Origin of the sequence: Streptomyces synnematoformans, assembly GCF_039531005.1 — a bacterium.
Lineage (GTDB): Bacteria > Actinomycetota > Actinomycetes > Streptomycetales > Streptomycetaceae > Streptomyces > Streptomyces synnematoformans.
This window is the reverse complement of record NZ_BAAAPF010000039.1, coordinates 1-16,849: the sequence shown is the minus strand read 5'-3', so window position 1 is coordinate 16,849 and position 16,849 is coordinate 1. Positions and strand designations below refer to the sequence as shown.

The window sequence follows — 16,849 nt, the reverse complement described above, 5'->3', positions numbered from 1 at the left end:
GGCCCGCACGACGATGGACCGCATCCGCGGCCCGGGACCGGGAGAGATCATGAGCGTGCTGGTGACGGGGGCGACGGGCAAGGTCGGGCAGCGGTTGGTGCCGCGGCTGCTGCAGTGGACGGGCGGCGGCGGGGTGCGGCTGCTGGTGCGCGACGCCGAGCGGGCCGCGCCCTTCGCCCGGCTCGGCGCGGAGGTCGTCGTCGGCGACCTGCGCGACCCGGGCGACCGGCGCAAGGCGCTGGCCGGCGCGCGGGACGTGGTGCACGTCGCGGCGTCGTTCCGCGGCGTACCGGACGAGGAGGCGTACGCGGTCAACCGGGACGCGACGCTGGCGCTGGGCGAGCAGGCGGCCGCGGAGGGCGTGCGGCGCTTCGTCTTCACCAGCACCAACCTCGTGTACGGCGCCGGGCGCGGCCGGCCCGCCGTGGAGACCGACGAGCCGCGCGCGGACGGCATGCTGACGGGCGCGTATCCGCGGGCGAAGACCGAGGCGGAGCACGGCCTGCTGGCAATGCAGCGCGAGGGCGGCCTCGACGTCCGCGTCGCGCGGCTGGCGTTCGTCTACGGCGAGGGCGACCCGCACATCGAGGAGGCGCTGCCCCTGATGCAGGGCTTCGCGGCGCACCAGCGGCTGCAGATGGTGCACCACGCGGACGTCGGCCAGGCGCTGTGGCGGGTGCTGCGCGCTCCCGACGCGGCCGGACGGGTCTACAACGTCGCCGACGACGCGCCGGTCAGCGTGCTGGAGCTGCTGCAGCTGACCGGCGCGCAGATCCCGGAGGGGATGGCGGAGCGGGCGTCGGACGACCCGTGGCACGGGGTGGTCTCGAACCGGCGGCTCCGGGACGAGCTGGGCTTCCGGCCGCTGTATCCGTCGCTGTGGACCGCCCGGGACGCGGGCGCGCTGTAGCGCGGCCGCGCGGGCCCGGTCCGTACGCGAGCGCCGTCCACGGCGTACGGACCGGGCCCCGCGCTCTCCCCCGCACCGCTCCGCCACGTACTTTCTCCGTCCCCTCCCCGCGTCCCCGCGGACCGCGCCATGCTGGACCGGCAACTCGATTTCCGACGTGCCGCCGGACGTGCGCCCCTCGCAGAGGTTCCGTGCAGAGGTGATGGAGGACCGCAGATCAGCGGGCTTCTCGGGTACGGTCGCCGCGCCGGGCGCCCCACCGTCTGAGGAGAGAAAAGCGTTGCGCGAGTTCACCGTGCCTCCCCTGGCAGATCCGCCGAAGTCGGGGGGGCTGGCGGACGCCGTCTTCCAGCGGGCCGCGCGGGAGCCCGGGCAGATCGCGTTCGCCCGCAAGGTCGACGGCCGCTGGCACGACGTGACCATCGGAACATTCCGCGACGAGGTGCTCGCCCTGGCCAAGGGGCTGCTGGCCGCGGGGCTGCGCTTCGGCGACCGGGTGGGGATCATGTGCAGGACCCGGTACGAGTGGACCCAGCTGGACTTCGCACTGTGGTCGATCGGCGCCCAGGCGGTGCCCGTCTACCCGACCTCCGCCCCCGACCAGGCGTACTGGATGCTGCACGACGCCGGCGCCGTGGCCTGTTTCGTCGAGCACGCGGACCACGCGATGACCGTCGGCTCGGTGATCGACAAGCTGCCCCGGCTCAAGCTGCTCTGGCAGCTCGACGAGGGCGCCGTCGACGAGCTGAGCGCCGCCGGCGCCCACCTGGACGACGACGTGGTCGAGCGGCACCGGCTCGCCGTCACCCCGGACTCCCCCGCCACCGTCATCTACACCTCCGGCACCACCGGCCGGCCCCGCGGCTGCGAGCTGACCCACGCCAACTTCATGGCCGAGGCCGACAACATCCTGCTGCGCTACGCGGCGCTCTTCCGCCCGCACCAGGGCGAGCCCGCCGCCACCCTGCTCTTCCTCCCCCTCGCGCACGTCTTCGGCCGGATGATCGAGGTGACCGCCGTCCGCGGCGGGGTCAAGCTGGGCCACCAGCCGGACCCGTCCGCGCCGGTGCTGCTCGCGGACCTGAAGGCGTTCCGGCCCAGCCTCGTCCTGGCCGTACCGCACATCTTCGAGAAGATCTTCGCCGCCGCCCGCCGCAAGGCCGAGACCGAGGACCGCCTCGCCGCCTTCGACAAGGCCGCCGACGTCGCCGTCCGCTACGCCGAGGCCCGCGAGGAGGCGTCCTTCGGCACCGGCCGCGGGCCGGGCCCGGCGCTGCGGCTGGAGCACCAGGTGTTCGACAGGCTGGTGTACGCCAGGATGCGCGCGGCGCTCGGCGGCCGGGCGCGCTACGTGTTCTCCGGCGGCTCGGCGATGCAGCGCCGGCTCGGGCTGTTCTTCGCCGGCGCGGGCATCCCCGTCATCGAGGGCTACGGCCTGACCGAGTCCACCGCCGCCGCGGTCGCCAACCCGCCCGAGCGCCCCCGCTACGGCACCGTCGGCATCCCCGTCCCGGGCATCACCGTCTACGTCGCCCCCGACGACGAGGTGTGGCTGCACGGCCCGCAGGTCTTCGCCGGCTACGTCGGCGACCGGCCCGGCTCCGAGGCGGCGCCGCGCGACGGCTGGCTGGCCACCGGCGATCTGGGCAGCCTCGACGGGGACGGCTATCTGACGATCACCGGCAGGAAGAAGGAGCTGCTGGTGACGTCGAACGGCAAGAGCGTCTCGCCGCTGCCGCTGGAGGAGCGGGTACGGGCGCACCCGCTGGTCTCGCAGTGCCTGGCGGTCGGCAACGACCGGCCGTACGTCGCGGCGCTGGTCACCCTCGACCCGGACGGCGTGGCGCACTGGCAGCTGATGCGCGGCCGGCCGACGATGACGCCGTCGGAGCTGGTGCGGGACGGGGAGCTGGAGGCCGAGATCCGGCGGGCGGTCGTGGCCGCGAACACCCACGTGTCGCCGCCGGAGTCCATCCGCACCTTCCGGATACTGGCCGTGCAGTTCACCGAGGAGCACGGGCTGGTGACGCCGTCGCTGAAGCTGAAGCGCAAGGCGATCGAGAAGGCGTACGCGAACGAGGTCGAGGCCCTCTACCGGACGTAGCCCGGTCCGGCCGGGGCGCACGGGAATGCCGCGGCGGGCGATCGCGGTTAGCGTCGGGAGGGCGAACCGCCTGCACGAATTCGACGAAGAGGGATGCATTCCACGTGAGCACCGTTCCGACCACCACCCTCAACAACGGCGTCGCCATGCCGCAGCTCGGCTTCGGCGTCTGGCAGGTGCCCGACGACGCGGCCGAGGCCACCGTGCGCACCGCGCTCGACGCCGGCTACCGGAGCATCGACACCGCCGCCGTGTACGGGAACGAGGAGGGCACGGGCAAGGCCCTGGCCGGCTCCGGGATTCCGCGCGAGGAGCTGTTCGTCACCACCAAGCTGTGGAACTCCGACCAGGGCTACGACGCCACCCTGCGCGCGTACGACGACTCCCTGCGCCGGCTGGGCCTGGACCACGTCGACCTGTACCTGATCCACTGGCCGGCGCCCGCGCAGGACCTGTTCGTGGAGAGCTGGCGGGCGCTGGAGAAGATCTACGCCGACGGCCGCGCCCGCGCGATCGGCGTCTCCAACTTCCATCCCTCCCATCTGCAGCGCCTCCTGGACGAGGGCTCCGTCGCGCCCGCGGTGAACCAGATCGAGCTGCACCCGGACTTCGCCCAGGCCGACCTGCGCGCCTTCCACGCCGCGCACGGCATCGCCACCGAGGCGTGGTCGCCGCTGGGGCAGGGCAAGGGGTTGCTGGACGAGCCGGTGCTGCGGGAGCTGGGCGAGAAGAACGGCGCCACCCCGGCGCAGGTCGTCCTGCGCTGGCATCTGCAACTGGGCAACGTGGTCATCCCCAAGTCCGTCACGCCGGCCCGGATCCGGGAGAACATCGACGTCTTCGGCTTCGAGCTGGACGACGCCGACATGACCACCCTGGCGGGCCTGGACGCGGGCAACCGCATCGGCAGCAACCCCGACGACGTGAACTGACACACCCCCCGCTCGCGGCCTCCGGTCGTCCCGCTCGGAACCATTGCACCCGCAACGGCGTCTGAAGGGGCGACCGGAAGCCGATCACCGAGGGGGAACCAGATGGCTGCGCCGGCCGGACGCGAGCTGCGCTGGGACGGCTGTTTCAACGTACGCGACCTCGGCGGACTGCCCGCGGCCGGCGACCGGACGACCGTCCGGGGCGCGCTGGTGCGCGCCGACTCCCTGGACCGGCTCACCGCGGCCGGCTGGGCCGCCGTCGCCGACCACGGCATACGCACCGTGGTCGACCTGCGCAACGCCGCCGACCACGCTCCCGGGCGCCGGCGCCCGGACGGCATCGGGCTGGTGCGGGTGCCGGTGGACGAGCTGGCGGGCAACGACCGGTGGTGGCGGGAGTGGGGGCACGTCGAGGGGACGCCGCTGACCTTCGCCGCGTACCTGGAGCACTTCCCCGAGGTGCCGGCCGCGATCGTCTCGGCGGTCGCCGCGGCGCCGCCCGGCGGCGTCGTGGTGCACTGCGCCGCGGGGCGGGACCGCACCGGCTTCGCGTCCTTCGTGCTGCTGTCGCTGGCCGGCGTGTCCGCGGCGGACATCGCCGCCGACTACCTGCTCAGCGGGCCCAACCACCGGCGGGCCGCGGCGGCCCTCGGGCTCGCCGACCACACGTTGGAGATCGCCGAGATCCAGGCCCGCTCGGGCCGGACCGCCACCCGGGTCATCGCCGACACGCACGCCGGCTTCGACCCGGCGGCGTACCTGGTCCGGGCCGGGGTGCCGGACGCGACGGTCGCGGCGGCCCGGGATCGGCTCTTCACCACCGGCTGACGCGCGGGCCGGGCCGGCGTGTGTGTGGGGAGGGCGGCGGGGCCTCAGCCCGCGCCGTGCTCCGGTGCGATCGCCTCGACCCGGCGGGCGAGGTCGAAGTCCAGCTCGGTGACCCGGCCGCCCACGCTGTGCGTGTTGACCGCGACGTCGAGGGTGTTGTAGCCGAGGGTGAGCGTCGCGTGGTGGCCCAGCTCCTCCTGGATCCGGGAGACCTCCGCGACCATCGCCGCGGCGGGCGGATGCGCGTCGAAGCGGTACGTGCGGGTCAGCAGCTCGCCCTCGGCCACCGACCAGCCCGGCAGCCGGGCGAGCCGGTCCTCGGTGTCCTCGGGGGAGAGCGGTTCGACAGCCATGCGAGGGGCTCCCTTCGCGGCGGGGCGGTTCCCGGCCGACAGTACCGCGCCGCGCTCGGCTACCGTCGATGACATGACGACCCCCGGCCTCCCCGTCACCCCCGGCACGGACGACGCGCGCGGTGCGGGCGGCCCGCCCCGTACGGCCCACGCCGCCGGCGGCGGCGCCACCGCCGGCGCCGTGCTGCGCGGCTGGCGGGAGCGCCGCGGGCTGAGCCAGCTGGAGCTGGCGCTGCGCGCGGACTCCTCGGCGCGCCACATCAGCTTCGTCGAGACCGGCCGGTCGCGGCCGAGCCGGGGGATGGTGCTCCGGCTGGCCGAGCACCTCGACATGCCCGTACGGGAGTGCAACGCGCTGCTGCTGGCCGCCGGCTACGCCCCGCACTACCCCGAGACGCCGCTCGACGACCCGGCAATGGCCGAGCTGCGCCAGGGCGTGGAGCAGCTCGTCGCCGCGCACGAGCCGTTCCCCGCGGTGGTGGTGGACGGGGCGTACGACGTGGTGGCCGCCAACCGCGGCATCCTGCTGGTCCTCGACGGCGTGGCGGAGGAGCTGCTGCGCCCGCCGCTGAACGCCATGCGGCTGACACTGCACCCCGAAGGTCTGGCCAAAAAAATCCGCAACCTTCCGCAGTGGCGGGCCCATCTGCTGCACCAGATGGACCGCCAGCTGTCGCTGGTGCGCTCGCCCGCGCTCAGGGAGCTGTACGACGAGGTGGCCGCGTACCCGCCGCCGCCGGAGGCGGGCGACGAGGAGGTCGGCGAGGTCGGCGGGCGGGCCCCGTTCGCGCTGCCGCTGCGGGTCGAGCACGACGGCCACCTGCTGTCGTTCGTCTCCACCATCTCCACCTTCAACACGCCCATGGACGTGACGGTCTCGGAGCTGGCGCTGGAGACGCTGCTGCCCGCGGACCCGGAGACGACGAAGTACCTGCGGCAGCAGCTCGGCTCCTGACCGCCCGCGGAGTGACGGCCCTTCCCACCAACGCACTTTCCTAAACCTTTAGTACGCCCTTATTTGACGCGGCCGTCCCCGGAGTCGCAAGATCAGCGGCACCTGCCGGTCTCCTCAGCGCGCCGGCGCCTGAAAGGAGCCCGCCTTGGTCAGCCGTCGCGACGTCCTCGCCGGATCCGCACTCACCCTCGGCGCCAGCGCCTTACCCGTCTCGGTGGGCGGCTCGCGCACGCACACCGCGACCGCCGAACCCGCCCGGGGCCGCGGCCCGAACGTCGTGCTCGTCGTCCTGGACGACCTGGGCTACGGCGATCTCAGCTGCTACGGCCACCCGTTGATCCGCACCCCGCGGCTGGACCGGCTCGCCCGCCAGGGCACCCGGTTCACCCACGGCTACACCGGCTCCCCGGTGTGCAGCCCGGCCCGCGCGGCGCTGCTCACCGGCCGGGTGCCGCCGCGCACCGGGCTGCCGTGGGTGCTCAGCCGGGACGACCCGCACGGGCTGCGCCTGCCGGAGCGGACCATTCCGGAGTACCTGCGCGGCGCGGGGTACGTCACCGCGGCGATCGGCAAGTGGCACCTCGGCCGCCTCGACGACCACCACCCGTCGCGGCACGGGTTCGACTCCTTCTTCGGCGTCGACGCGATGTACACCTCGGACACGTACCCGACGGAGCTGTGGCGCGACGGGGAGCCCGTGGAGACGCTGCGCGACGACGCCGATCTGGCGGCGCTCACCCGGCGCTTCACCGACGAGGCGATCGACGTCGTCGACCGCGCCGGGGACCGGCCGTTCTTCCTCTACCTCGCGGAGTGCATGCCGCATCTGCCGCTGGCCGTCGAGCCGGACTTCGCCGGCCGCTCCCGCGGCGGCCTCTACGGCGACGCGATCGAGTCGGTCGACCACCACCTCGGCCGGCTCTTCGACGCGCTGGCCGAACGCGGTCTCGACCGCGAGACCCTGATCGTCGTCGCCGGCGACAACGGGCCCTGGTTCGAGGGCTCGACGGGCGGGCTGCGCGGCCGGAAGTTCGAGGTCTTCGAGGGCGGGGTGCGGGTGCCGTTCATCGCCCGCTGGACCGGCGCCGTGCCGCGCGGCCGGGAGTCGGACGACGTGGTCTCCTTCCTCGACCTGCTGCCCACGGTGTGCGCGCTCGCCGGCGTCGAGCCGGAGCCGGACGTGGCGCTGGACGGCACGGACGTCGGGGAACTGCTGCGCGGCGGGCGGCTGCGGGAGCGGCCGCCGGTGCCGTTCTTCCTCCACGAGCGGGCCGCGGCCGTACGCGACGGCAGGTGGAAGCTGCACGTGCGGCGGCGCGGCTCGGACCAGCGCTATCTGCCGGAGCTGTACGACCTTCGCGGGGACCCGCGGGAGTCGGTGAACCTGGCGGCGCGGCGGCCGGAGGTCACCGCGCGGCTGCGGGACTTCCTGACGGCGCTGGAGGAGGACGTCGCGGCGGTCGAACCCCCCGCGGTGGCGGCGACCGCCCGCCTGCCGCTGTTCGCCGGCCGCGCCAACACCGCGGGGGTACGGCTGACGCGCGCGCTGCGCCCGGACGGCGACCCCGCCGTGGAGGTCACGGTGACGCTGGCCGCGCCCGACGGCTGGGCCACGACGACCGTGCGGCGGGTCGTGGACCTCGACACCGATCCGGTGGTCGACGTCGAGGTCACCCCGCCCGCCGCCGGGGCCGCCCCCGCGGGCCGGCTGCGCACGCACGGGCTGGTGCCGCACGTCGAAGTCGACGGCCGGACGGTCACGGGCGAGCCCGTGTACGTGTACGCCCTCCCGCACGGCGACGACGTCGCGCTGGCGCTCGACGCCGGCCCGGCCGGCGCCCAGGTCACGCCCTCGTACGCCGCCCTCACCCCGGACTCCGCGTGGGACGACGCCGCCGGCTACGGCTGGGTGCCCGGGGCGCCCCCGCCCATGTCCCGCAACCGCGGCGGCCCGGACGTGTTGCGCCGGGACATGGTCAACGACCAGCCGGCGGCCGTGCTCCGGCTGCGCCTCCCCGCGGGCCGGCGCACGGTCTCCGTGCTGCGCGGCGACGACGACTACTCCACTCCGGGCATCGCCCTGGCGGCGGACGGGACCGAGGTCGTCGCGCCCGGCCCGCAGGTGCCGGCGGGCGCGTACCGCTGGGAGGAGTTCGCCCTCGACGGCGGCGCCGCGGGCCGGGTGACCGAGCTGCGGGTCAGCGCGCCGGACGGCGCGAACTGGAAGATGGTGGCGCTGCTGGTGCGCTGACCCCTCGGCCGCGACGTCTCGGCTCAGCCGGACGCCCGGACGGCGCGCAGCGCGCCGTACTGCAGGACGGCGAAGCCCAGCACCACCGCCGCCTGCAGCGGGATCCAGACGTACCCCGCGGTCGACGGGTCGAGGACGCCGGTGGCCAGGACGGCGATACTCGCCACCGCCCAGGCGGCGTTCACGTCGATCACCAGCGTCACCAGCCGCGGCGACGGCACGGCCCGGCGGGCGAGCCAGCCGACGTCGAGGGCGTAGAGGACGAGCGCCGCACCGAGCACGAGCAGCAGCCCGCGGTCGACGTCCAGCAGGTCGGCGAGGGGGCCGGAGAGCGCCAGGTACGCCAGTCCGTTGACGCCGGTGACGACGGCGTCGAGGCCGAGCAGGCGGCGGAGCGGAAGCTGCGGGGCGGTGGCGGCGGTCGGCGAGACGGCTGCGGACATGGCGGATCACCCTCCGGACGCATCGGGGCTGGTCGGGGCGGAGACCCGGGCCGGAGTGCGCCGGTCCGGGCCCCGCGCTCCCCACGGTGCCCGGCCCCGCCGGGCGCGTCGATTACCGCCGGGGTAATGCCCGGCGGGCGGGCGCCGGGCCGCGGCCGGGCGACCGGCGGGTTTCGGCGCTATTGCGGTGCCGCGCCGGTGGGCCTACGTTTCCGGGAGCGGCCTCGGTCCGGCCTGAGATGAGACGGCGATGGAACTGGAACTGCGGCATCTCAAGCTCGTTCGCGCCATCGCCGAGACGGGGAGCCTCACGCGGGCCGCCGCCCGGCTCGGTCTGGCGCAGTCGGCGATCAGCGCACAGCTCAAACGCATCGAACGGGCCCTGGGCGGCCCGTTGTTCGTACGCGACCGCGCGGGCGCCCGGCCCACGGCGCTGGGCGAGCTGGTGCTCGACCGGGCGCAGGTGCTGCTGCCCGCGGTGCGGGAGCTGCAGGAGGAGGCGGTGCGCTTCGCCAACGCCTTCGAGGACGTGCACCGGTTCCGGATCGGCGGCACGCACGGGCCGCTGCTCGGGGCGCTGGTGGACCGGCTGGCGGCGCTGTACCCGGACGAGCCGGTGAGCACGTACACCTCCTGGTCGGTGCAGGAGATCAGCGAGCTGGCGGCCTCGGGGCGGCTGGACTTCGCGCTGCTCGGGGTCTGCGGCGAGAGCCCGCCGCCGGCGGAGGAGCTGGAGTGGCGGGTCGTGGGCACGGACCCGGTGTTCCTGCTGCTGGCGGAGGACCATCCGGCGGCGGACGAACCGGAGGTGGAACTCGGCCGGTTCCGGGCCGAGCGCTGGACGACCGTGCCCGGCGAGGGGTGTTTCGGTGACTGCTTCTCCGCGGCGTGCGCGCGGGCGGGGTTCACGCCGTCGCAGATCCTGGAGACCGACACCGTCTCGTGCGCGCATCTGGTGCAGGTCGGGCGCGCGGTGGGGCTGTGCCGGGCGACGATGCCGCCGACGCCGGGGATCACGACCGTGCCGATCGCGGGGACGCCGCTGAGCTGGCGGCACCTCATCGGCTGGCACCCGGAGTCGCCGGCGGCGGGCACGGCGCCCGCGGTGGTGATGTACGCGCGGGCGGCGCACGCGGAGGCGGCACGGCGCAACCCCGTCTACGCGAAGTGGCTGGCGACCCACCCCGAGTTCGGCACGGCCGACTGACGGGTGTCCGCTATCCGGGGTCATCACTCCGCGAGGGGACAAGGTTGACAGGTTCACGCTGATCTCAGATCTCGCTACGGTGCCCTCACCCCCGACAAGACGAGGAGTAACCATGCATCGAAGATGGTCACTGGGCGCGGGCGCCACCGCCTTGCTCGCCTCCCTCACCATCGCGCTGGTTCCGGCCGCCTCGGCCGGCGCCGCTCCCGCCCCGGAGTCCCCCGCGGTCGCCGCCCCCGACGTACCCCCGGGGATGCTCAAGGCGATGCAGCGGGACCTCGGGCTCTCCCCCGCCGAGGCCGAGGAGCGACTCGCCCGCGAGGCGGCGGCCCTGCCGACCGAGAACCGCCTGCGCAAGGGCCTCGACGCCCGCTTCGGCGGCTCCTGGCTGAAGGGCGAGGCCACGGAACTCGTCGTGGCCACCACCGACGCCGGCGCGCTGGCCGCCATCGAGCGCGCCGGGGCCACCGCCGAACTCGTCGAGCACAGCGTGGCCGAACTCGACGCCGCCATGGACCGGCTGGACCGGGCCGCCGAGCGCCGCACCCCCCGCGCGACGCCCGTCTGGGCCGTCGACGTGACCCTCAACCGGGTCGTCGTGCAGAGCGCCGACCGGGCCGCCACCGCGTCGTTCCTCAAGGCGTCCGGCGTCGACCGCGACCTCGTCCGCGTGGTGAAGGCCACCGACAGTCCGCGCCCGCTCTACGACATCCGCGGCGGCGACGCGTACTACATCAACAACTCCGGCCGCTGCTCCGTCGGCTTCAGCGTCATCCGCGGCAGCCAGAACGGCTTCGTCACCGCCGGCCACTGCGGCCGCACCGGCGCCTCCACCTCCGGCTACAACCGGGTCGCGCAGGGCACCTTCCAGGGCTCCGTGTTCCCCGGCCGCGACATGGCGTGGGTCGCCACCAACAGCAACTGGACCCCGACGCCCTACGTCAAGGGCTCCGGCGGCGCCAACGTCACCGTCGGCGGCTCCACCCAGGCCCCCGTCAACTCCTCGGTCTGCCGCTCCGGCTCCACCACCGGCTGGCACTGCGGCACGATCCAGCAGCACAACACCTCGGTGACCTACCCGGAGGGCACGATCAACGGGGTCACCCGGACCACCGTGTGCGCCGAACCCGGCGACTCCGGCGGCTCGTACATCTCCGGCGACCAGGCGCAGGGCGTCACGTCCGGCGGCTCGGGCAACTGCACCTCCGGCGGCACCACGTTCTACTACCCGGTCAACCCCATCCTCAGCAACTACGGCCTCTCCCTCGTCACCGACGACGGCGGCGGCCCGCCGCCCACCGGCTGCGACACCACCGACGAGCAGTACCAGGGCTCGCTGAGCAGCAACCAGACCCGGGTCGAGCCGGGCGGCACGTACTACCAGTCCGGCTCCGGCGCCCACGTGGGCTGCCTGCGCGGCCCCAGCGGCACCGACTTCGACCTCTACCTGCAGAAGTGGAGCGGCTCCAGCTGGGTCGACGTGGCCGAGGGGATCACCCCGACCGAGAACGAGGACGTCAGCTACAACGGCACGGCCGGCTACTACCGCTGGATCGTCCACGCCTACAGCGGCTCCGGCTCGTACACCCTCGGCATCAGCAGGCCGTAGCGCCCTGCCGCCGATCCGTTCAGCCCGCCCGCTGACCCCCACCCGCGGCGGGCAGGCGGACCCCCTCCGCGGCGGCCCGGTGCACGGCCGGGCCGCCGCACTCGCCGATCCAGCGGCGCAGCACCCGGTGCACCGACTCGGCGCCGGCCAGCGTCTCCCCGGCCGCCACCGGCGGCGTCAGCCCCTCGGGCCAGAACAGGAACGCCCGGTTCTGCTCGCCGCCGAGGCCGCCGTGCGAGCCGACCTGGTCCTCGAAAGCGTGCACGGTGCCGGTCTCCGGGTCGTACGAGGAGTTGACCATGAGGTCCGCGGCGTGCGGGAAGCGCGCGGTGCGCAGCACCGCCGCGGCGGCGCCCGGCCCGAAGGGCAGCAGCGGGTCGACACCGATGATCTTGCCCGTCTCCAGGTGGTGCTCCGCGCCGTCCGCGCCGAGGACCACCGGCCCGTGCTCCTCGGAGCGCACCAGCACGAAGCCCACGCCGGGGTGCTCCGTCAGCGCCGGCAGCAGCGCGGGGTGGCGGCGCTCGATCGTCTCCCGGCTGACCACGCCGGGCAGGTCGGGGAAGGACACCAGCCCCAGGTTGCCGGAGCCGAGGACGACCGGCTCGCGGCCGCGCCGCCCCGCGCCCTCGTACGCCCCCTCCCGGCGCTCCGGCCGGCGCAGCGCGGCTCGGGCCGCGGTGCGCGCCTCGGCGCCGCTCCTGGACTTGCCCGCCCGGCGGGAGACGGGCAGCCCGCAGCCGGCGCGCACCAGGTCCTGCAGCGTGAGCCCGTACGCCGCGGCGAACGTCGGGCCGTGGCTCTGGCCGTGGTCGGACAGCAGCACGATCCGGTACGGCCGCGGGGCGTGCTCCGCGGCCTTGGCGATGAGCGCGACGGAGCGGTCCAGGCGGCGCAGCACCTGCTGGGTGTCGCGGTGCTCCGGACCCGCGTAGTGGGCCACCTCGTCGTACGCGACGAGGTCGGCGTAGACCGCGGTGCGCCCCGCGAGCATGTCGCCTATGACGGCGGCCACGACCACGTCCCGCGAGACGACGGTGGCGAAGGCGCGGACGAACGGGTACAGCCCGCCGCGGCCGACGCGCGGCGTCTCCCGGCGCAGCCGGGAGCGCAGCGACTGGAACACCTCGCGGCCGGCCTCGGCGAAGAAGGAGGCGAAGGTGCGGGAGGCGTTGGCGGGGTCGGAGAAGTAGGCGAAGTACCCGGCGCGGGAGCGGGCCTTCTTCTTCCGCCGGACCGCCACGGACAGCACCAGGGCGAGCTGGGTGGCGCCGCCCGTGAACAGGTTGCCGCGGCTGGCGGTGTCGCCGGGCTCGCCGTCGGCCAGCAGCCCGCGGGGCGCGTCGGCCTCCGCACCGGCGGCAGCGGCGGCGCGGTCGGCGGCCCGGCGCTCCAGCTCCTGTGCGGTCGAGGGGTGGCTGCAGACCATCACCTCGCCGGTCTCCTTCTCGTACCAGCGGAAGGCGGGCACGTCCTCGTTGGAGCCGTGCAGGATACCGAGCTGGCTGGCGCCGGTCTGGCTGGACCAGTCGGTGCGCCAGGGGATGAGCCGGTGGCTGGTGCCGTGCCAGGAGGCGACGGTCTCCATCACCGGCGGCAGCCGGTGCGCCAGCAGCCGCTGCCCGCCGATGCTGCGCCCGCCGGCCCGCTCGCGCTCCTGCAGCGCGGCGTGCAGCACGTCGTGGCCGACGCCGTCGAGCTGGAGGAAGACGATGCCGGGGGCGGCGTCCGGGGACACGGCCGGGGCGCCGCGGCGGTACGCGAGCCGGGCGAGCCGGCGGCGGTACGCGCCGTCGTCGCGGACGGTGAGCGCGGTGCTGGTGGCGGAGGACGCGGCGGACATCACGGCGGCGACGACGACGGCGGTCTCCGGGTTGGCCTCGCCCCGGCCGGTGGGGATGAGGCTGAGCGCGATCAGCAGCAGGGAGCCGTTGAGGAAGAAGACGAGCAGCCCGAGCACGAACGCGGGGACCAGCAGCAGGGCGCGGACGAGCACGGGCCACACCAGCGCGGAGAGCACGCCGAACACGCCGGCGCCGATGGCGGCGGTGACGGCGATGTGGGTGGCACTGTCGCCGTCGGGCGACTGGAGGCGGAAGTCGGGCAGGGCGCCGGCGAGGATGATCATGGTCAGCGTGCCGACGGCCCAGACGACGACGATCCGGCCGAGGCCGCGGGCGGCGGCGCGCAGCCCCTTGCGGGTGGCGGCGGCCCGCAGCGCGGTCAGGCCCCCGCCGGGCTCGGGCCCGGGGCCCGTGCCCTCCCCGGACCCGGGCCGCTGCGCCTGAGGCCCGGCGTCGTCTCCGGGCGTCTTCCGCGGCTCCGCCATGCGCTGTCTCACCTCCGCTCCCGTCGTACCAGCCTTCCACAGCCGGACGACATGCTTTTTCACCCGGTCCGGGGGCGCCGCACGGGGCGCACGGGACGCCGTACCCTCAAGGGGGCCGGGGCAGGTCAGGCGGAGGGAGCGGACGTTGCCGGTGGAGATCACGTGGTGGGGGCACGCCACCGCGACCGTGCGGGACAGCGGGACCAGGGTCCTCACCGACCCGCTGTTCGTGCCCCGGTTCATGCCCCTGCGCCGCCGCCGCGGCGCGACGCCCCCGCCCCCGGCGGCGGTCGCCGACGTGGTGGTCGTCTCCCACCTGCACTCCGACCACCTCCACCTGCCGTCCCTGGCCCGGCTCGCCCCGGGCACCCGGCTCGTGGTGCCGCGCGGGGCGCGGGCCGCGGTGCCGGGGCTCCGGCGGCTGGCCGCGGCGCGCCGGCTGGCCGTGACGGAGGTGCGGCCGGGCGACGAGTTCGAGGCCGGGCCGCTGACGATCCGCGCCGTGCCGGCCGCGCACGACGGCCGCCGCTGGCCGTACGGGAGGCGCACGGCGCCCGCGCTGGGCTACGTCGTCCACGGCGAGGCCCGCACCTACTTCGCCGGCGACACCGGCCTCTTCGACGGCATGGCCCGCGCCGTGGGCCCGTGCGACGTGGCGATGCTGCCCGTCGGGGGCTGGGGCCCGTTCCTCGGCCACGGGCACCTCGACCCCGGCCGCGCCGCCGAGGCGCTGGCGGAACTGGCGCCGCGTGCGGCGGTGCCGGTGCACTACGGCACGTACTGGCCGATCGGCATGGACGCCGTCCGCCCGCACGAGTTCCACGACCCCGGCCACGACTTCGTGCGCCGGGCCGCGGCGCTCGCGCCCGGCGTGGCGGTGCACCGGCTGGAGCACGGCGAGGGCATGCGGCTGGAGGCGGCCCGTTGAGGATGCCGAACGCGCCGCCCGCGCTGCTGGCGGCCGCCCGCGACGTGGCCCCCGCGCAGGAGGCGGTGGGCTACCCGTCGCTGTTCCTGCTGGTGCTGGTGGGGTCGCTGGTGCCGGTGGTGCCGACCGGCGCGATCGTCAGCTCCGCCGCCGTGGTGGCGTTCCACGACGGGGCCGCGTACGCGCTGCTGCTGGTGTTCGCCACCGCCGCGCTCGCCGCGTTCCTCGGCGACGTGGCGCTGTACTGGCTGGGCAGCCGGGGGGTGCGCTCGCGCAACGGCTCGCGCTGGCTGGACCGGCTGCGCGAGCGCGTCGCGCCCGAGCAGCTGGCGAACGCGCAGCGGAAGCTGGAGCGGCACCGGATCCCGGTGCTGGTGCTGTCGCGGCTGATGCCCGCCGGGCGGATCCCGGTGATGCTGGCGTGCCTGCTGGGGCGGATGCCGCTGCGCACGTTCGTCCGCGGCAACTTCCCCGCCTGTCTGGCGTGGGCGGCCACGTACCAGCTGATCGGCATCCTCGGCGGCTCGCTGTTCCCCGAGCCCTGGCAGGGGGTGGCGGCGGCGGTGCTGCTCACGGTGGTGATCAGCGTGGCGCCGCCGGTGTGGCGCCGGCTGCGCGGCGCCCGGGGCGCGTAGGGCGCCGTCACAGCACCCGCGACGCCCCCACCGGCAGGTCCCACAGGTCCGTCCGCGGCCGGCCCGTCCGCTCCCACGCCGCCCGCACCCGCGTGAGCGGCTCCAGCGGCGGCTCCGCGGCGAGCAGGAACGTGGCGTGGTGCATCGGCGCCATGCGCCGCGCGCCGACGTCCGCGCAGGCGCGGACGGCCTCCTCGGGGTCCATGTGTACCGGGCCCAGCATCCAGCGCGGCGCGTACGCGCCGATGGGGAGCAGCGCGAGGGCGATGCCGGGGTGGCGGCGGCCGATCTCCTCGAAGAAGTGGCCGTAGCCGGTGTCGCCGGCGAAGTAGACGCGCCGGCCGGCGCCGTCGGTGAGCACCCAGCCGCCCCACAGCGAGCGGCAGGTGTCGGTGAGCGTGCGCTTGCTCCAGTGGTGCGCCGGTACGAAGTCGAAGCGCACGGGCCCGCCGGGCGCGGGCAGCTCCGCGGCCTCCCACCAGTCGAGTTCGGTGACGCGGGTGAAGCCGAGGCGGCGGCACCAGCGGCCGAGCCCGGCGGGGACGAAGAGCGGGGTGGTGCGCGGCAGCCGCTTCAGCGTGGGGCGGTCGAGGTGGTCGTAGTGGTTGTGGGAGACGACGACGGCGTCGACGGGCGGCAGGTCCTCCCAGCGCACGCCGACCGGGGTGACGCGGGCGGGGGTACCGAGGATCCGCCGGGACCACAGCGGGTCGGTGAGCACGGTCAGGCCGCCGATGCGCAGCACCCAGCTGGCGTGCCCGACCCAGGTCACGGCGACGGTCGCGGGGCCGGCGGCGGGCAGCGGGCCGGGCTCGTAGGGCAGGTCGGGGATCTCGTCGAGGGCTTCGGGGGCGGGGCGGAACTGGCCGGTGCGGGCCAGCCGGGCGAGCATGCCGATGCCGGGGAGGGGGGCGGTGAGCCGGTCGGTGAAGGACCGCGGCCAGCTGCGGATCTCGCCGAGGGGACGCGGGTCCGTGCTGGAGCGCTCGGTCGGTGCGGCGGGTCTGGTGGCTCCCGTCCGCTCTGACTGGCTGGTCAACGGCGGGCTCCTGTCAGCTCGGCGACGGCTGCCCCGAGGGCTCGCAGCGCCTCCGCCACCTGCGGCCACTCCGTGGGCGCCGGCCGTTCCGGCCGGGCTGGCCGGGCTGGCCGGTCCGGGCGGTCCCGTGGCGGGGCCGGCTCCGGCACCGCGGGGGCCGGGGCGGCGGGAGCGACGGCGGGGGTCAGGGGGGTCGCCGCGGGCGGGCGGTCGTGGGCGTGGGCCAGGGCGACGGCTTCGGCGCCGCCGGCGGCGGCGAGGCGGTGCACGGTCGCCACCCGCAGCCGCAGTGCGGCCAGGTCGGAGAGGTCGGCGATGTCGAGGTG

The 16,849-nt window shown here is 75.5% G+C and carries 14 protein-coding genes and 1 pseudogene; 10 read left to right on the top strand and 5 right to left on the bottom strand.

Features of this window, described 5'->3' with window-relative positions:
• The first annotated feature begins 49 nt into the window (after nt 1-49).
• From ABD317_RS09750 to ABD317_RS09735, 4 genes are all read left to right on the top strand, one after another.
• Nucleotides 50-910, top strand: coding sequence for an NAD-dependent epimerase/dehydratase family protein (locus ABD317_RS09750; protein ID WP_344289401.1), 861 nt, complete (start codon nt 50-52; stop codon nt 908-910).
• A 280-nt stretch (nt 911-1,190) separates the two neighbouring features.
• Nucleotides 1,191-3,014, top strand: coding sequence for an AMP-dependent synthetase/ligase (locus ABD317_RS09745; RefSeq protein ID WP_344289400.1), 1,824 nt, complete (start codon nt 1,191-1,193; stop codon nt 3,012-3,014).
• A 104-nt stretch (nt 3,015-3,118) separates the two neighbouring features.
• Nucleotides 3,119-3,946, top strand: coding sequence for an aldo/keto reductase (locus tag ABD317_RS09740; protein WP_344289399.1), 828 nt, complete (start codon nt 3,119-3,121; stop codon nt 3,944-3,946).
• Nucleotides 3,947-4,048: 102 nt separating this feature from the next.
• Nucleotides 4,049-4,774, top strand: coding sequence for a tyrosine-protein phosphatase (locus tag ABD317_RS09735; protein ID WP_344289398.1), 726 nt, complete (start codon nt 4,049-4,051; stop codon nt 4,772-4,774).
• Nucleotides 4,775-4,818: 44 nt separating this feature from the next.
• On the opposite strand, the gene ABD317_RS09730 is transcribed toward ABD317_RS09735, so the two are convergent.
• Complete coding sequence (locus ABD317_RS09730; RefSeq protein ID WP_027752310.1) at nt 4,819-5,127, bottom strand: 4a-hydroxytetrahydrobiopterin dehydratase; 309 nt, start codon at nt 5,125-5,127, stop codon at nt 4,819-4,821.
• 73 nt (nt 5,128-5,200) lie between these two features.
• On the opposite strand from ABD317_RS09730, the gene ABD317_RS09725 reads away from it, so the two are divergent.
• Both ABD317_RS09725 and ABD317_RS09720 read left to right on the top strand, forming a co-directional pair.
• Entirely contained in the window at nt 5,201-6,082 is an 882-nt protein-coding gene (locus ABD317_RS09725) for a helix-turn-helix domain-containing protein (RefSeq protein ID WP_344289397.1), read from the top strand.
• A gap of 145 nt (nt 6,083-6,227) precedes the next feature.
• Entirely contained in the window at nt 6,228-8,333 is a 2,106-nt protein-coding gene (locus ABD317_RS09720) for a sulfatase-like hydrolase/transferase (protein ID WP_344289396.1), read from the top strand.
• 23 nt (nt 8,334-8,356) lie between these two features.
• Here the strand turns inward: ABD317_RS09720 and ABD317_RS09715 are convergent, their stop codons facing one another.
• On the bottom strand, nt 8,357-8,776 hold the full coding sequence (locus tag ABD317_RS09715) for a hypothetical protein (protein WP_344289395.1): 420 nt from the start codon (nt 8,774-8,776) through the stop codon (nt 8,357-8,359).
• A gap of 250 nt (nt 8,777-9,026) precedes the next feature.
• Here ABD317_RS09715 and ABD317_RS09710 point away from each other — a divergent pair, with 250 nt between their 5' ends.
• Both ABD317_RS09710 and ABD317_RS09705 read left to right on the top strand, forming a co-directional pair.
• Nucleotides 9,027-9,983, top strand: coding sequence for a LysR family transcriptional regulator (locus tag ABD317_RS09710; protein ID WP_344289394.1), 957 nt, complete (start codon nt 9,027-9,029; stop codon nt 9,981-9,983).
• A gap of 112 nt (nt 9,984-10,095) precedes the next feature.
• Nucleotides 10,096-11,592 (top strand): S1 family peptidase, encoded by a 1,497-nt coding sequence (locus tag ABD317_RS09705; protein ID WP_344289393.1) that lies wholly within the window; start codon nt 10,096-10,098, stop codon nt 11,590-11,592.
• A gap of 19 nt (nt 11,593-11,611) precedes the next feature.
• Here ABD317_RS09705 and ABD317_RS09700 read toward each other — a convergent pair whose 3' ends face one another.
• Nucleotides 11,612-13,921, bottom strand: coding sequence for a phage holin family protein (locus ABD317_RS09700; RefSeq protein WP_344289392.1), 2,310 nt, complete (start codon nt 13,919-13,921; stop codon nt 11,612-11,614).
• 145 nt (nt 13,922-14,066) lie between these two features.
• Between ABD317_RS09700 and ABD317_RS09695 the strand changes: the two genes are divergently transcribed.
• Entirely contained in the window at nt 14,067-14,849 is a 783-nt protein-coding gene (locus ABD317_RS09695; RefSeq protein WP_344289391.1) for an MBL fold metallo-hydrolase, read from the top strand.
• Nucleotides 14,850-14,851: 2 nt separating this feature from the next.
• Nucleotides 14,852-15,484 carry a VTT domain-containing protein gene (locus ABD317_RS09690; protein WP_037780208.1) on the top strand — a complete coding sequence of 211 codons (633 nt, stop codon included), beginning with the start codon at nt 14,852-14,854 and terminating at the stop codon, nt 15,482-15,484.
• A gap of 7 nt (nt 15,485-15,491) precedes the next feature.
• Here the strand turns inward: ABD317_RS09690 and ABD317_RS09685 are convergent, their stop codons facing one another.
• Both ABD317_RS09685 and ABD317_RS09680 read right to left on the bottom strand, forming a co-directional pair.
• Nucleotides 15,492-16,523: an MBL fold metallo-hydrolase gene (locus ABD317_RS09685; protein ID WP_344289390.1), complete on the bottom strand. Its 1,032-nt coding sequence runs from the start codon at nt 16,521-16,523 to the stop codon at nt 15,492-15,494.
• A pseudogene (locus tag ABD317_RS09680) lies at nt 16,520-16,849 on the bottom strand (hypothetical protein); the annotation flags it as partial. The pseudogene ABD317_RS09680 and the gene ABD317_RS09685, both read right to left, overlap by 4 nt.

Bases quoted from the DNA above. Each gene is read 5' to 3' on its own strand.
- ABD317_RS09690 (WP_037780208.1), top strand. From the start codon at position 14,852: ATGCCGAACGCGCCGCCCGCGCTGCTGGCGGCCGCCCGCGACGTGGCC.
- ABD317_RS09750 (WP_344289401.1), top strand. From the start codon at position 50: ATGAGCGTGCTGGTGACGGGGGCGACGGGCAAGGTCGGGCAGCGGTTG.
- ABD317_RS09705 (WP_344289393.1), top strand. From the start codon at position 10,096: ATGCATCGAAGATGGTCACTGGGCGCGGGCGCCACCGCCTTGCTCGCC.
- ABD317_RS09730 (WP_027752310.1), bottom strand. From the start codon at position 5,127: ATGGCTGTCGAACCGCTCTCCCCCGAGGACACCGAGGACCGGCTCGCC.
- ABD317_RS09715 (WP_344289395.1), bottom strand. From the start codon at position 8,776: ATGTCCGCAGCCGTCTCGCCGACCGCCGCCACCGCCCCGCAGCTTCCG.
- ABD317_RS09710 (WP_344289394.1), top strand. From the start codon at position 9,027: ATGGAACTGGAACTGCGGCATCTCAAGCTCGTTCGCGCCATCGCCGAG.
- ABD317_RS09700 (WP_344289392.1), bottom strand. From the start codon at position 13,921: ATGGCGGAGCCGCGGAAGACGCCCGGAGACGACGCCGGGCCTCAGGCG.
- ABD317_RS09725 (WP_344289397.1), top strand. From the start codon at position 5,201: ATGACGACCCCCGGCCTCCCCGTCACCCCCGGCACGGACGACGCGCGC.
- ABD317_RS09735 (WP_344289398.1), top strand. From the start codon at position 4,049: ATGGCTGCGCCGGCCGGACGCGAGCTGCGCTGGGACGGCTGTTTCAAC.